Origin of the sequence: Porphyromonas levii DSM 23370, assembly GCF_000379925.1 — a bacterium.
Lineage (GTDB): Bacteria > Bacteroidota > Bacteroidia > Bacteroidales > Porphyromonadaceae > Porphyromonas_A > Porphyromonas_A levii.
On sequence record NZ_KB904279.1, the window covers coordinates 1 to 13,151 of the forward strand.

The following is a 13,151-nucleotide window of genomic DNA, read 5'->3' on the forward strand; positions in this document are numbered from 1 at the left end:
CCTAAACTATAAAACCCACCCATTTAGAAAAATCAAAATTTGTAGTACACAGTAACTCTTCAAAAAAAGACAACAACAATAATAACAGTCACTTACACTCCGACAGGGGTCAAACTTGGGCTAGGATAATGGCTATGGTATTTGGGCGTCGCAGGCAAAACCTCTCGATGTATAAGGGTGACAACACGGGTAAGGATATATCGAGAGAGGTGATGGATCTGGCTGCGCTGACGCGCGACGCCCAGAAGGAGGATGGTCTGCTCAGCAGGCTGGTGGCACCTGCTCCTGACCTAGAGGCGGAGCGCTCCGCCTTTAACCACTCGCACATGGCTGCCATCAACCACTTAGTGAGGACCAAGAGGGAGAATGATGTGCGGCTCCAGATCGATTACCTATGGGATCGGCAGAGGGGCAACAGCGGAGCCTCTACAGCGTACTTAGACTTGGGTGGGGCAATCCTTTCGGAGGAGAGCAGTGTGGTCTCCAAGCTGAGTAGACTCAATGGCGAGCTGACCTACAAGATCAATAAAGATAAGATCTATATCAATAACCGCTTGAGCGGTAGCATGGCGATAGATAAGAGCAAGGGTACCTCTACCCTCGATGCCGTGCCTACCACACAGGATGTGCGGATCAGGAAGTTTTATATCACCGAGGACTTTCAGTTTGTCGCCCCACTGCGCAAGGAGAATAGCATCGAGGGGGGCTCCCAAAGTACCTATAGCTATCTGCCAGGGCAGATACTCACGGTGGGAGGATTTGTCGAAAAACTGAATATCTCGGCTTTTGAGAGCAACAATCATGTGGCATTTAACCACAAGGTAAAGGGCTTCACGCTGAGCCAAAGGGTAGGCTATAAGCTGAGGAAGCAAGAGATTGCGGTGCGCTACCCTGAGGTGGAGGTGACCGAAGGGTATCTCCAGCAAAATCTATATGTCTCCTCGGGGGTCAATATGGAGAGATGGGGGCACAAGCTCAATGCTACCGTGAAGGTAGACCTCATGCATCGAAGATACGAAGCGCAGCAAGGGTGGCACCTATCATTGCAACCCAGTGTGAGATGGCAATACGATTGGAGTGGACTCATCACGAGCCAGTTCAGCTATAGCTATGCGGAGCGCCCGCAAGCACTGATGACGCTCTATCGCACGCCTATTTTCACTTCTTACAGGGTTGCTGCCGCTCACTCCGGAGCCTTGGAAAATAGAGGGTCCCATATGATCAGTATGTCTTGGAAGTACCAAAATCCTATCGCAGGTCGCTTCTACACCCTTATAGGCAACTGGACCCGAAGGACTAACGAGGTACTCTATAAGAGTGCCCTTGATGGAGTAGTCTATAGGCGAACCCCTACAGATATAAGGTACAATACCGATAGCTACTGGGTGCGCGGAGAGATTGCCCGATCCTTTTACTGGGCACATACGCTGGTTGCGCTCAAGGGGATGCAAGTGTGGTCGGACTACTATTTACTGCAGCAAGGAGTCTTGACCCCTTGGCAAGCCCGAAATACCAATGTCATCCTCTCGATTTCTATGCAACCTGCCAAGATATTTTCTTATGAACTGAGTAGTCAGATGCAGATCAATAAGCAAATCAATAGGGAAAATCCACTGCTGTCGCATCCGCAATTCGCCTCTTTTGAGCACTCGGTAGACCTCTATCTCTTCCCTGCAGAACGACTGGAAATGGGACTCAAGGGGGAGCTGTATCACCACTCCGACAAAAACCTGCCGAGCAATTTCTTTGCCGATATATATATCTCCTACAAGATGAAACGATGGGAGCTTCGCCTGAAGTGTAGCAACCTATTGGACAACAACCTCTACGAGCATAGGGTGCGCACCTCCACTGCTGATATTTACTCCAGCTATCGATTGCGCCCTCGAGAGCTATTCCTTACCGCCTCTTTTCAGCTCTGACCCTCTACCCATCTACCCCTATCCATTAAAAGACTTTAGTCTAGGGCGTAAACACACGTGACATATATAGAAATCTCAGGTGTCGCCCTTTATATTCCCGACCCAAGGTTGAGGGTATAGCTGCTTTTTGGAAATAAAACGATTGTTTTCTTGGAGGTTATGGAAATTTATCGTACCTTTGCCAACCGAAATGGTGTGTTATATCCTCTCGGAGGGTTATCGCCGTGGAAGTGAGAGATTTGTTTAATAAGATAGGATAAGATGCCAACGATTCAACAACTGGTCCGCAAGGGTCGTATGACAATTGAGGAGAAGGGCAAGAGCCCTGCTTTGGATAGCTGCCCACAGCGCCGTGGTGTGTGTGTGCGTGTGTATACTACTACGCCTAAGAAGCCTAATTCGGCTATGCGTAAGGTGGCTCGTGTGCGTCTCACTAATGGTAAGGAGGTTAACTCCTATATCCCAGGTGAGGGTCACAATCTTCAAGAGCATTCAATCGTGCTAGTACGTGGTGGTCGTGTGAAGGACCTCCCAGGTGTGCGTTATCACATTGTGCGTGGTACGCTCGATACAGCAGGTGTAAATGGTCGTACTCAGCGCCGTAGTAAGTACGGAGTAAAGCGTCCTAAGCCAGGTGCAGCACCAGCCGCTCCAGCTAAGGGTAAGAAGAAGTAAGAAGCCAATCTAGAAGGAGGCTTGCCTCGGGGAAGGGGCGTTGGGCCGAATGATGCACGGAGGTGCTCGGTCTGAATGAGGTGGATTCAATTTTAGACTTAATGAAATGGTGGCGGAGTGTGCTTCGTAATGCGCTCCTGTTTCAAGCCAAGGCTACCTAAGTGTAGCAAGGTGCCACTATAGTATCTGGAACTCGCGCTGCATGTGTGCAGGGTGTCGCCAATGCTAATATTTTATATATGTGTAGCACGCTAGTATGGCGTGGCGGAGTGGGTCGGTAGGCTAGCTAGGTGAAGGAGAAGATAAGTGTAAGTGAGAGGGCTCACATGTGACCTGCCTTCGGGGTAGGGGTTCTGTACTGTGGGTTGTCTATTTGTAAGGCTCTAGGAGTGTGTGCTCTGGGAGTTAATCACAAACAGTTTTGATTTGGTCTTGGTGTCGAGACGGTCTTATTTTAAGAGACACGCAGAGGAATGGCTGCGTAGGGAAGGGCTGGAGCGATGCAAGACAAGATACTTTTTTTGTAGTACAATATGAGAAAAGCAAAGCCAAGGAAGAGGCAAGTATTGCCTGATCCAGTGTATAATGATGTGGCAGTTACGAAGTTCGTAAACCACATGATGTATGATGGTAAGAAGAACCTCTCTTTTGAGATCTTCTACAAGGCACTGGAAATCGTAAAGAATAAGCTGGCGAACGAGGAGAAGAGCCCACTAGAGATCTGGAAGGCTGCCCTCGAGAACATCACCCCACAAGTGGAGGTGAAGACTCGCCGTATCGGTGGTGCAAACTTCCAGGTGCCTACCGAGATCCGCGCAGAGCGTAAGGAGTCTATCTCTATGAAGAATATGATTCTCTTTGCTCGTAAGCGTGGCGGTAAGACAATGGCTGATAAGCTATCGGCTGAGATTATGGATGCTTACAACCAACAGGGTGGTGCATTCAAGCGTAAGGAAGATATGCACCGTATGGCAGAGGCTAACCGTGCCTTTGCACACTTCAGATTCTAAGTTAGGTTAAGAGAGAAAGGATAAAGGAAAGATGGCTAACACAACACATTTGGAGAGGACACGTAATATCGGTATCATGGCGCACATCGATGCCGGTAAGACCACTACCTCTGAGCGTATTCTATTCTATACTGGTCTTACCCACAAGATTGGTGAGGTGCATGATGGTGCAGCTACCATGGACTGGATGGAGCAGGAGCAGGAGCGTGGTATTACTATCACGAGTGCTGCGACTACTACTTTCTGGGAGTATAAGGGTGATAAGTATAAGATTAACCTAATCGACACTCCCGGTCACGTGGACTTTACTGTGGAGGTGGAGCGTTCGCTTCGCGTCCTCGATGGTACTGTAGCTGCGTTCTGTGCAGTTAGTGGTGTACAACCACAGAGTGAGACTGTATGGCGTCAGGCAGATAAGTACAAGGTGCCAAGAATCGCATACGTCAATAAGATGGACCGTAGCGGTGCTAACTTCTATGAGGTAGTACGCCAGCTTAGGGAGATGCTTGGTGCTAATGCAGTGCCAATTCAGGTACCAATCGGTGCTGAGGAGACTTTCAAAGGTGTGGTAGACCTTATCACTATGAAGGCACTTCTCTGGCATGATGAGGAGATGGGTGCTCGCTACGATGTAGAGGAGATTCCTGCTGATGTTAAGGCTGATGCTGAGGAGTGGCGCGATAAGTTGCTCGAGAGTCTTGCTGAGATCGATGAGCACCTCATGGAGAAGTACTTCGATGATCCTAGTACAATCACTGAGGATGAGGTGCGTGCTGCTATCCGCAAGGGTACAATCAATATGGAGATGAACCCTGTGATTTGTGGTACTTCATTCAAGAATAAGGGCGTACAGCCACTACTCGATGATGTATGTGCTTTCCTTCCTAGTCCTATTGATAATCCTACAGTAGAGGGTGTTGATCCTAGAGACCCTGAGACTGTGCTTACGCGTAATGTGGATGAGGATGAGCACCTTTGTGCACTCGCATTTAAGATTGCTACCGACCCTTATGTAGGTCGTCTATGCTTCTTCCGTGTGTATTCTGGTCACCTTGATGCAGGTAGCTACGTATACAACAGCCGTAGCGAGAAGAAGGAGCGTATCAGCCGCCTCTTCCAGATGCACTCTAACAAGCAAAATCCTATGGAGCGTATCAATGTAGGTGATATTGGCGCAGGAGTAGGTTTCAAGGATATCCGTACTGGTGATACTCTATGTGATGAGGCAGCTCCAATTACTCTCGAGAGTATGGACTTCCCAGATCCTGTGATCGGTATCGCAGTAGAGCCAAAGACTCAGAAGGATATGGATAAGCTTAGTATCGGTCTTTCCAAGCTAGCTGAGGAGGATCCAACCTTTACTGTGAAGACTAATGAGGAGACTGGTCAGACCGTTATCAGCGGTATGGGTGAGCTTCACCTTGAGATTATTATCGACCGTCTAAAACGAGAGTTTAAGGTTGAGTGTAACCAGGGTCGTCCACAGGTTAGCTATAAGGAGGCTATCACTGAGGCAGTAGAGCTTCGTGAGGTTTACAAGCGTCAGACTGGTGGTCGTGGTAAGTTCGCTGACATCATCGTTCGCCTTGAGCCTAAGGACAAGGAGTTTGAGGGTGACCTACAGTTTATCGATGAGGTTAAGGGAGGTAATATTCCACGTGAGTACATCCCAAGTGTTCAGAAGGGTTTTGAGCGTGCACTTAAGAATGGAGTTTTGGCTGGCTATCCAATGGACGGCTTGAAGGTTACTCTTCTCGATGGTTCGTTCCACCCAGTGGACTCTGACCAGCTTTCATTCGAGGTCTGCGCTATCCAGGCATTCAAGGAAGGTTGCGCTAAGGCACGTCCAGTACTTCTCGAGCCTATCATGGCAGTAGAGGTAGTGACTCCAGAGGAGAGCATGGGTGATGTTATCGGTGACCTTAATAAGCGTCGTGGTCAGGTAGAGGGTATGGAGACACACCGTAGTGGTGCTCGTATCGTGAAGGCTAAGACACCTCTTTCAGAGATGTTTGGTTATGTAACTGCGCTCCGTACGATCACTAGTGGTAGAGCTACCAGCTCAATGGTATTTAGCCACTTCGAGGAGATGAGTACTTCTAACGCTAAGGCGGTACTAGAGGAGGTAGATGGTCGCGTAGATCTCCTAAAGTAATAAGACAACAAAAGATTGTATTTAAGATATGAATCAAGTCATTAGAATCAAGATTAAGTCTTACGACCACGCTTTGGTTGATAAGTCGGCTGAGAAGATCGTGAAGGCAGTAGAGCCTACCGGTGTGACAGTTCGTGGACCTATTCCACTACCTACACACAAGCGTATCTTTACTGTAAACCGCTCTACCTTCGTTAATAAGAAGAGCCGTGAGCAGTTCCAGCTATCTACTTACAAGCGTTTGATCGACATTATCAATGCAGGTACATCTACAGTAGACGCTCTAGCTCGTCTAGAGCTTCCTAGCGGTGTAGAGATTGAGATCAAGACTGATATCTGATAGGTAGTTTAATAGAGAGAGTTATATATAGTAAACCATTAAGTTGAGACTGAAATGCCAGGATTAATAGGAAAGAAAGTCGGAATGACGTCCGTATTCAGTGCCGAGGGGAAGAACATCCCATGCACTGTTATCGAAGTAGGTCCTTGTGTGGTTACTCAGGTAAAAACTAGTGAGGTAGATGGCTATGCAGCTATCCAGTTGGGCTTCGAAGATAAGAAGGAGAAGCACACAACTAAGGCTGAAATGGGTCACTTCACTAAGGCAGGAGTAACACCAAAGAGACACTTGGCCGAGTTCACTGATTTTGACAAGGATTACAAGCTTGGTGATGTGATCAATGCGGAGATCTTCAATAACGTTACTTACGTAGACGTTATCGGTACCTCTAAGGGTAAGGGTTTCCAAGGCGTAGTGAAGCGTCACGGTTTCGGTGGTGTAGGTCAGACTACCCACGGTCAGAAGAATAGGCTACGCGCACCAGGTTCTATTGGTGCTTGTTCTACCCCAGCAAAGGTTGTTAAGGGTATGAAGATGGCAGGTCAGGACGGTAACCGTAGAGTTACTGTGGAGAACCTGCGAATTGTGAAAGTGCTCCCAGAGCAGAATGCCCTAGTCGTAAAGGGTAGTGTGCCAGGAGCTAAAGGTGCCATCTTATTAGTTAATATTTAAGCCACATGGAATTAAATGTATTGAACATCAACGGTCAGGAGACCGGACGTAAGGTTACTCTTGATGCTTCTGTATTCGGAGTAGAGCCTAATGATCATGTCATTTACCTAGACGTGAAGCGCTATTTGGCTAATAAGAGGCAGGGTACTCACAAGACCAAAGAGCGTGCAGAGGTTGCCTATAGTACCCGTAAGCTATTCCGTCAGAAGGGTACTGGTGGCGCTCGCCGTGGTAGTATCAAGAGCCCTCTTCTAAGAGGTGGTGGTACTGTCTTCGGACCTCGTCCACGTGACTATGAGCAGAAGATAAATAAGAAGGTAAAGCGCCTAGCACGTGTTTCTGCTTTGAGCTTGAAGGCTCAGGAGAATGCAATTGTAGTTGTTGAGGACTTCAACTTCGAGGCTCCAAAGACTAAACAATTTGCTGGTGTGCTTAAGGCTCTTCAGCTAAATGATGTAAAGAGCTTGATGCTCCTAGGTGGTCTGAATGAGACCCTCCTCAAGAGCTCTCGCAACATCCCAACCATCAGCATCATGCAGGCAGAGGATGTAAGTACTTACAACATCATGAACGCTAAGCAGCTTGTGCTCACAGAGAGCGCACTCACAATGCTTACCGATCTATTGGGTAAGGAGTAACGAGACACTTTAGATAATTAGAAGAGTATGAGAGGTATTTTAATACAACCAATTATTACTGAAAAGCAGAATGACATCACTGAGGCGATGTCTAACCGCTATGGCTTCAAGGTGGTTCGTAACGCTAACAAGTCCCAGATCAAGGAGGCTGTAGAGAAGATGTACGATGTAAACGTGGTAAGCGTGAATACTGCTAACTACGATGGCAAACGTAAGAGCCGCTTCACTAAGGGTGGTCTTATCCAAGGTCGTACACCTGCTTTTAAGAAGGCAATCGTAACACTTAAGGAAGGACAGGTGATAGACTTCTTTAGTAACATTTGATAGAAAATGGGAATACGTAAATTAAAGCCCACTACGCCTGGGCAAAGACATAAGATTATCGGTGCATTTGATAAGATCACTAAGAGTACACCGGAGAAGTCTCTAACTGTATCGAAGAAAAGTACTGGTGGGCGTAACAACACCGGTAAGATGACGGTACGTAATATCGGAGGTGGTCACAAGAAATTGTACCGCATTATCGATTTTAAGAGAAGGAAAGATGGTATTCCTGCTACAGTAAAGGCTATTGAGTATGATCCAAACAGATCTTCTCGTATTGCACTGCTTTACTATGCTGATGGTGAAAAGGCATATATTGTAGCTCCTGATGGCCTTGAGGTAGGTGCTACCGTGATGAGTGGTGAGACTGCTGCTCCTGAGATCGGTAACGCTCTTCCACTTGGTAAGATCCCTGTGGGTACTGTTATCCACAATATTGAGCTTCGCCCTGGTCAGGGTGCTAAGCTTGTGAGAAGTGCAGGCTCTTTTGCTCAGCTTACTTCTCGTGAGGGTACTTACGTAGTAATCAAGATGCCTAGCGGTGAGGTTCGCCGTATCCTAGCAGCTTGTAAGGCTACTATCGGTAGCGTAGGTAATTCAGACCACGCACTAGAGCGTAGCGGTAAGGCTGGTAGAAGCCGCTGGTTGGGTCGTCGTCCACGTGTACGTGGTGTAGTAATGAACCCAGTTGATCACCCAATGGGTGGTGGTGAAGGCCGTGCATCTGGAGGTCATCCACGCAGCCGTACAGGCCTGTATGCTAAGGGTCTTAAGACTCGTGCACCTAAGAAGCACTCCTCAAAGTATATCATTGAGGGTCGCAAGAAGAAGCGTAAGTAAGGGTGTAATAAGTATTTGAACAAACTTAATAGACTGAAATAAGATATGAGTCGTTCACTAAAGAAAGGACCTTACATCGAGCTAAAGCTTGAGAAGCGCGTACTTGAGATGAATGAGAGCGGTAAGAAGAATGTCATCAAGACATGGAGCCGCGCATCTATGATCTCTCCAGACTTCGTAGGTCACACTATAGCTGTACACAATGGGAATAAGTTTATCCCAGTATTCGTAACTGAGAACATGGTAGGTCACAAGTTGGGCGAGTTCGCTCCAACACGTACTTTCCGCGGTCACGGTGGTAATAGAAAGTAACCCCTCCACGGGACAATAATAAATTAGAAAAGTAACTAATATGGGTAAAAGGAAGAAGCTAGCCGCTGAGCAACGCAAGGAGGCTCGCAGTACTCAGTACTTTGCTAGGCTTGTCAATATCCCTTCCTCTCCACGTAAGATGCGTTTGGTAGCGGATATGGTACGTGGTATGGAGGTGAATAAGGCACTTGGCGTACTCAGGTATTCAAGCAAGCAGGCTGCAGACTCAGTTGAGAAGCTCCTTAGGAGTGCAATCTCTAACTGGGAGCAGAAGAATGCTCGTCAGGCAGAGGAAGGCGAGCTATATGTGTCTAAGATTTTCGTTGACGAGAGCATCACGCTCAAGCGTCTTCGTCCAAGGGCACAAGGACGTGGTACACGTATCCGTAAGAGGAGTAACCACCTGACAATTTTTGTTGATACACTTCCTAGCAGGGAGGAGAATTAAGCACATTCTAAGCATATAATTTGTAGATGGGACAAAAGACTAATCCAATAAGCAATCGCTTAGGAATCGTTAGGGGTTGGGACTCCAACTGGTTCGGTAAGAAAAGTGAGCTTGCCGATACCCTCCTAGAGGATCACAAGCTTCGGACATATCTAGAGGCTCGCCTCTCACGTGCAAGCGTTTCTAAGATCGTAATCGAGCGCACACTCAAGCTCGTGACTATCACTGTATGTACTGCTCGCCCTGGTCATATCATTGGTCGCGGTGGTTCAGAAGTTGATAAGCTACGTGCCGAGCTAAAGCGCTTTACCGACAAGGAAGTACAGATCAATATCTTCGAAATCCGTCGTCCTGATATCGACGCTCGAATCGTAGCAGAGAGTATCGCACGCCAGCTCGAAGGTCGTATGAACTATCGTCGTGCTGTAAAGCAGGCTGTAGGTAATGCAATGCGCTCTGGTGCTGAGGGTATCAAGGTGCAGTTGAGCGGTAGGCTCAATGGCGCTGAGATGGCTCGTAGCGAAATGTTTAAGGAGGGCCGCACGCCATTGCACACACTCCGTGCTGATATCGACTATGCACTAGAAGAGGCTCGTACCAAGGTAGGTGCTATCGGTGTAAAGGTATGGGTGTGCCTTGGTGAGGTTTATGGCAAGCGTGACCTTGCACCTGACTTCACACAGCAGAGGGACAATCGTGGTGGTCGCCGTGATGGTGGTAATCGTGGTAATCGTGGTGGACGTGGTGGTCGCGGTGGACGTGATCGTCGCAACGACCGTCGCAACAACGATCGCTAATCCTCCACTAAGTTTTAAACAGAAGAAAGGACATAAGATATGTTACAACCAAAGAAGACCAAGTTTAGAAGGCAGCAAAAGGGTCGCATGAAGGGTGATGCACACCGTGGCAATCAGCTTGCTTTTGGCTCTTTCGGCATCAAGTCGCTTCAATCTTGCTGGATTACTGGTCGCCAAATCGAGGCGGCACGTATCGCAGTAACGAGATACATGCAGCGTCAGGGTCAGGTATGGGTGCGCATCTTCCCTGATAAGCCTATCACTGCTAAGCCAGCAGAGGTACGTATGGGTAAGGGTAAGGGTAATCCAGAGGGCTTCGTAGCTCCAGTGACCCCAGGTCGTATGCTATTCGAGGTAGAAGGCGTTAGTTATGAGATTGCTAAGGAGGCACTCCGCCTAGCAGCTCAGAAGCTTCCTGTGACCACCAAGTTTGTGGTTCGCCGAGATTACGAGTTTTAATTTCTGTACCAGATAGATTTTTTAGATTATGAAGAATAATGAACTAAGAGACCTCTCGGTGCAGGAGCTGAAGGAGAGAATTGAGACTGAGACGGTGAAGTATCAGAGAATGGCGCTACAGCACAAGGTTAGCCCACTGGACAAGCCATCTACCCTGAATGATCAGCGCAAGCTGGTTGCTCGTCTCCATACGATCCTCAACGAGAAGGCAGGTATTAACGAATAAGAGTCGCTCTAAGAGATGGAAAAGAGAAGTTTAAGGAAGGTAAGACAGGGCGTCGTATCCAGCAATAAGATGGACAAGTCTGTCACAGTAGCTGTAAAGTGGAAGGAGAAGCATCCTATCTACGGTAAGTTCGTGAATAAGACTAAGAAGTTCCATGCTCATGATGAGAATAACGAGTGTAACGAAGGTGACACCGTTAGGATCATGGAGACCCGCCCACTAAGCCGTACCAAGCGCTGGAGAGTTATCCAGATCGTGGAGAGAGCGAAGTAATTTTTTAGCAGATTTGTAGAGTAATCTATTATGATACAACAAGAGTCAAGACTGTCTGTAGCTGATAACAGCGGCGCCAAGGAGGTGCTCTGCATCCGTGTACTAGGCGGTACTCGTCGCAGGTATGCTTCGATCGGTGATGTGATCGTTGTGACCGTCAAGAGTGCTATCCCAGGTAGCGATGTAAAGAAGGGCACAGTGTCTAAGGCACTTATCGTTAGGACTAGGAAAGAGATCCGTCGTGCTGATGGCTCATACATCCGTTTCGATGACAACGCATGTGTGTTGCTCAATAATGCAGGTGATATCCGTGCTACCCGTATCTTCGGTCCAGTAGCTCGTGAGATCCGTGCCGTGAATATGAAGGTTGTCTCACTTGCACCTGAGGTGCTCTAATTTATAAGGAAAGGACATACGAATTATGGCAAAGTTTCATATAAAGAAGGGCGATACCGTATTTGTAAATGCGGGTAATGACAAGGGCAAGACTGGTCGCGTACTCTTCGTGGATACCAAGAAGAACCGTGCACTAGTAGAAGGCCTCAATATGATCACTAAGCGTACCAAGCCAAGCGCACAGCACCCACAGGGTGGTATGGTACACACCGAGGGATCTATCCATATCTCCAACCTCAACCCTGTAGATCCCAAGACTGGGGCTCCTACAAGGGTAGGTCGTCGCCGCAATGAGGAGGGCAAGCTAGAGCGCTACTCCAAGAAGTCAGGCGAGCTACTGAAGTAATTAATGCGAAATAGCTGATTTGAGATGGCTACAGATAATTTGAAGAAAGACTATAGCGAGCGCATTGTGCCCCTGCTGATGAAGCAGTTTGGCTACAGCAGCATAATGCAGGTGCCTGCCCTTACCAAGATTGTGATCAATCAGGGTCTTGGTGCAGCTACCGCTGATAAGAAGCTGATCGAGATTGCACAGGGTGAGCTCGCACTTATTACTGGTCAGAAGCCAGTAGTTACTTACTCCAAGAAGGATATCTCCAATTTCAAGCTCCGTAAGGGTAACCCTATCGGTGTGATGGTGACCCTCAGGAGAGAGAAGATGTATGAGTTCCTTGAGAGGCTAATCCGTATCGCCCTACCACGTATTCGTGACTTCAAGGGTGTAGAGAGTCGCCTTGATGGCCGTGGTAATTATACCCTTGGCATCACCGAGCAGATCATCTTCCCAGAGATCAATCTTGATAGCGTCAGCAAGATCATGGGTATGAACATCACTTTTGTGACTACTGCCCAGACCGACGAAGAGGGCTTCGCACTCCTAAAGGAGTTCGGTATCCCTTTCAAGAAGAACGAAAACTAAGGAAGGAAATAGCGATATGGCAAAAGAATCAATGAAAGCGCGCGAGCGCAAGAGAGCCAAGTTGGTAGCTAAGTACGCAGCAAAGCGTGAGCAGCTTAAGGCAGAGGGAGACTACGAAGGTCTTCAGAAGCTTCCTAAGAATGCCAGCCCAGTGCGTCTCCACAATCGTTGCAGTATCACTGGTCGTCCAAAGGGCTTCATCAGGCTCTTCGGTGTCTCCAGGATCCAGTTCCGCGAGATGGCATCTAAGGGTCTTATCCCTGGTGTCAAGAAGGCTAGCTGGTAATTCCCAGTTAAGAGTGACGGTTACAGGTGGGAGCTATACGGAATGGGTATAGCTCCTTACCGTAATGGCTACGCCAAGTGCCTAATTATATAGGTGCTTGGCGTAGCCATTTTGTAACACTCCCAAAGTAACTCTCCCAAAACGGGCGTATTGTGTCGGTTTATTAGTAACTCTCCCAAAACGGGCGTATTGTGTCGGTTTATTATTATAGTCATCTTTGCGGTTGGAAGTTGTTCAGTTATTAGATGACTACGATTTATGTTTAATCTAAATGAAAGCAATTGCTTTTTCCTGTTTATTAGTGGCGTTGACTTGAGGAAAGGGTTTGGAGGTTTGGAGGGGATCATTCTTAGAGATGGTCGCAATCCTTTAGAGGGGGATGTGTTTGTGTTTATCAATAGGTCGAGGACTACGATGAAATTGCTCCACTGGGAACGGGGCGGGTATGTGATTTAC

The 13,151-nt window shown here is 47.7% G+C and carries 20 protein-coding genes; all 20 read left to right on the forward strand.

All coding sequences use genetic code 11. The annotated features are described in order from the left end of the window. The first annotated feature begins 128 nt into the window (after positions 1–128). Positions 129–1,922: a hypothetical protein gene (locus tag A3GG_RS12180; protein WP_018358856.1), complete on the forward strand. Its 1,794-nt coding sequence runs from the start codon at positions 129–131 to the stop codon at positions 1,920–1,922. Between the two features lie 261 nt (positions 1,923–2,183). Next, positions 2,184–2,597 (forward strand): 30S ribosomal protein S12, encoded by a 414-nt coding sequence (rpsL, locus tag A3GG_RS0108445; protein WP_018358857.1) that lies wholly within the window; start codon positions 2,184–2,186, stop codon positions 2,595–2,597. Between the two features lie 533 nt (positions 2,598–3,130). Beyond that, positions 3,131–3,607 carry a 30S ribosomal protein S7 gene (gene rpsG / locus A3GG_RS0108450; protein WP_018358858.1) on the forward strand — a complete coding sequence of 159 codons (477 nt, stop codon included), beginning with the start codon at positions 3,131–3,133 and terminating at the stop codon, positions 3,605–3,607. A gap of 31 nt (positions 3,608–3,638) precedes the next feature. Then, positions 3,639–5,762 (forward strand): elongation factor G, encoded by a 2,124-nt coding sequence (gene fusA, locus A3GG_RS0108455; protein ID WP_018358859.1) that lies wholly within the window; start codon positions 3,639–3,641, stop codon positions 5,760–5,762. A gap of 28 nt (positions 5,763–5,790) precedes the next feature. After that, on the forward strand, positions 5,791–6,102 hold the full coding sequence (gene rpsJ, locus A3GG_RS0108460) for a 30S ribosomal protein S10 (RefSeq protein ID WP_018358860.1): 312 nt from the start codon (positions 5,791–5,793) through the stop codon (positions 6,100–6,102). 54 nt (positions 6,103–6,156) lie between these two features. Further along, complete coding sequence (rplC, locus tag A3GG_RS0108465) at positions 6,157–6,774, forward strand: 50S ribosomal protein L3 (protein ID WP_026215728.1); 618 nt, start codon at positions 6,157–6,159, stop codon at positions 6,772–6,774. Positions 6,775–6,779: 5 nt separating this feature from the next. Beyond that, entirely contained in the window at positions 6,780–7,412 is a 633-nt protein-coding gene (gene rplD, locus A3GG_RS0108470; RefSeq protein WP_018358862.1) for a 50S ribosomal protein L4, read from the forward strand. 27 nt (positions 7,413–7,439) lie between these two features. Continuing rightward, positions 7,440–7,736: a 50S ribosomal protein L23 gene (gene rplW, locus A3GG_RS0108475; protein ID WP_018358863.1), complete on the forward strand. Its 297-nt coding sequence runs from the start codon at positions 7,440–7,442 to the stop codon at positions 7,734–7,736. Positions 7,737–7,742: 6 nt separating this feature from the next. Continuing rightward, the gene (rplB, locus tag A3GG_RS0108480) at positions 7,743–8,576 is read left to right on the forward strand and encodes a 50S ribosomal protein L2 (RefSeq protein ID WP_018358864.1); all 834 of its coding nucleotides are present in this window, start codon (positions 7,743–7,745) and stop codon (positions 8,574–8,576) included. 45 nt (positions 8,577–8,621) lie between these two features. Next, positions 8,622–8,888: a 30S ribosomal protein S19 gene (rpsS, locus tag A3GG_RS0108485; RefSeq protein ID WP_018358865.1), complete on the forward strand. Its 267-nt coding sequence runs from the start codon at positions 8,622–8,624 to the stop codon at positions 8,886–8,888. Positions 8,889–8,928: 40 nt separating this feature from the next. Next, positions 8,929–9,336, forward strand: a complete 408-nt coding sequence (gene rplV / locus A3GG_RS0108490) for a 50S ribosomal protein L22 (RefSeq protein ID WP_018358866.1) — start codon at positions 8,929–8,931, stop codon at positions 9,334–9,336. A gap of 26 nt (positions 9,337–9,362) precedes the next feature. Continuing rightward, on the forward strand, positions 9,363–10,133 hold the full coding sequence (gene rpsC / locus A3GG_RS0108495) for a 30S ribosomal protein S3 (protein WP_018358867.1): 771 nt from the start codon (positions 9,363–9,365) through the stop codon (positions 10,131–10,133). 39 nt (positions 10,134–10,172) lie between these two features. Beyond that, the gene (gene rplP, locus A3GG_RS0108500; protein ID WP_018358868.1) at positions 10,173–10,592 is read left to right on the forward strand and encodes a 50S ribosomal protein L16; all 420 of its coding nucleotides are present in this window, start codon (positions 10,173–10,175) and stop codon (positions 10,590–10,592) included. 28 nt (positions 10,593–10,620) lie between these two features. Continuing rightward, the gene (gene rpmC / locus A3GG_RS0108505) at positions 10,621–10,818 is read left to right on the forward strand and encodes a 50S ribosomal protein L29 (RefSeq protein WP_018358869.1); all 198 of its coding nucleotides are present in this window, start codon (positions 10,621–10,623) and stop codon (positions 10,816–10,818) included. Positions 10,819–10,833: 15 nt separating this feature from the next. Then, a complete protein-coding gene (rpsQ, locus tag A3GG_RS0108510; protein ID WP_018358870.1) occupies positions 10,834–11,091 on the forward strand; it encodes a 30S ribosomal protein S17 in 258 nt (85 codons plus the stop codon). Positions 11,092–11,121: 30 nt separating this feature from the next. Beyond that, entirely contained in the window at positions 11,122–11,487 is a 366-nt protein-coding gene (gene rplN / locus A3GG_RS0108515; protein ID WP_018358871.1) for a 50S ribosomal protein L14, read from the forward strand. A gap of 25 nt (positions 11,488–11,512) precedes the next feature. After that, on the forward strand, positions 11,513–11,833 hold the full coding sequence (gene rplX / locus A3GG_RS0108520; RefSeq protein ID WP_018358872.1) for a 50S ribosomal protein L24: 321 nt from the start codon (positions 11,513–11,515) through the stop codon (positions 11,831–11,833). Between the two features lie 24 nt (positions 11,834–11,857). Then, the gene (gene rplE, locus A3GG_RS0108525) at positions 11,858–12,409 is read left to right on the forward strand and encodes a 50S ribosomal protein L5 (RefSeq protein ID WP_018358873.1); all 552 of its coding nucleotides are present in this window, start codon (positions 11,858–11,860) and stop codon (positions 12,407–12,409) included. Positions 12,410–12,425: 16 nt separating this feature from the next. After that, on the forward strand, positions 12,426–12,695 hold the full coding sequence (gene rpsN, locus A3GG_RS0108530) for a 30S ribosomal protein S14 (RefSeq protein ID WP_026215729.1): 270 nt from the start codon (positions 12,426–12,428) through the stop codon (positions 12,693–12,695). Between the two features lie 258 nt (positions 12,696–12,953). Next, the coding region (tnpB, locus tag A3GG_RS13155; RefSeq protein ID WP_018358875.1) for an IS66 family insertion sequence element accessory protein TnpB at positions 12,954–13,151 on the forward strand (198 nt) is incomplete at its 3' end.

Bases quoted from the DNA above. Each gene is read 5' to 3' on its own strand.
- A3GG_RS12180 (WP_018358856.1), top strand. From the start codon at position 129: ATGGCTATGGTATTTGGGCGTCGCAGGCAAAACCTCTCGATGTATAAG.
- rpsL (WP_018358857.1), top strand. From the start codon at position 2,184: ATGCCAACGATTCAACAACTGGTCCGCAAGGGTCGTATGACAATTGAG.
- rpsG (WP_018358858.1), top strand. From the start codon at position 3,131: ATGAGAAAAGCAAAGCCAAGGAAGAGGCAAGTATTGCCTGATCCAGTG.
- fusA (WP_018358859.1), top strand. From the start codon at position 3,639: ATGGCTAACACAACACATTTGGAGAGGACACGTAATATCGGTATCATG.
- rpsJ (WP_018358860.1), top strand. From the start codon at position 5,791: ATGAATCAAGTCATTAGAATCAAGATTAAGTCTTACGACCACGCTTTG.
- rplC (WP_026215728.1), top strand. From the start codon at position 6,157: ATGCCAGGATTAATAGGAAAGAAAGTCGGAATGACGTCCGTATTCAGT.
- rplD (WP_018358862.1), top strand. From the start codon at position 6,780: ATGGAATTAAATGTATTGAACATCAACGGTCAGGAGACCGGACGTAAG.
- rplW (WP_018358863.1), top strand. From the start codon at position 7,440: ATGAGAGGTATTTTAATACAACCAATTATTACTGAAAAGCAGAATGAC.
- rplB (WP_018358864.1), top strand. From the start codon at position 7,743: ATGGGAATACGTAAATTAAAGCCCACTACGCCTGGGCAAAGACATAAG.
- rpsS (WP_018358865.1), top strand. From the start codon at position 8,622: ATGAGTCGTTCACTAAAGAAAGGACCTTACATCGAGCTAAAGCTTGAG.
- rplV (WP_018358866.1), top strand. From the start codon at position 8,929: ATGGGTAAAAGGAAGAAGCTAGCCGCTGAGCAACGCAAGGAGGCTCGC.
- rpsC (WP_018358867.1), top strand. From the start codon at position 9,363: ATGGGACAAAAGACTAATCCAATAAGCAATCGCTTAGGAATCGTTAGG.
- rplP (WP_018358868.1), top strand. From the start codon at position 10,173: ATGTTACAACCAAAGAAGACCAAGTTTAGAAGGCAGCAAAAGGGTCGC.
- rpmC (WP_018358869.1), top strand. From the start codon at position 10,621: ATGAAGAATAATGAACTAAGAGACCTCTCGGTGCAGGAGCTGAAGGAG.
- rpsQ (WP_018358870.1), top strand. From the start codon at position 10,834: ATGGAAAAGAGAAGTTTAAGGAAGGTAAGACAGGGCGTCGTATCCAGC.
- rplN (WP_018358871.1), top strand. From the start codon at position 11,122: ATGATACAACAAGAGTCAAGACTGTCTGTAGCTGATAACAGCGGCGCC.
- rplX (WP_018358872.1), top strand. From the start codon at position 11,513: ATGGCAAAGTTTCATATAAAGAAGGGCGATACCGTATTTGTAAATGCG.
- rplE (WP_018358873.1), top strand. From the start codon at position 11,858: ATGGCTACAGATAATTTGAAGAAAGACTATAGCGAGCGCATTGTGCCC.
- rpsN (WP_026215729.1), top strand. From the start codon at position 12,426: ATGGCAAAAGAATCAATGAAAGCGCGCGAGCGCAAGAGAGCCAAGTTG.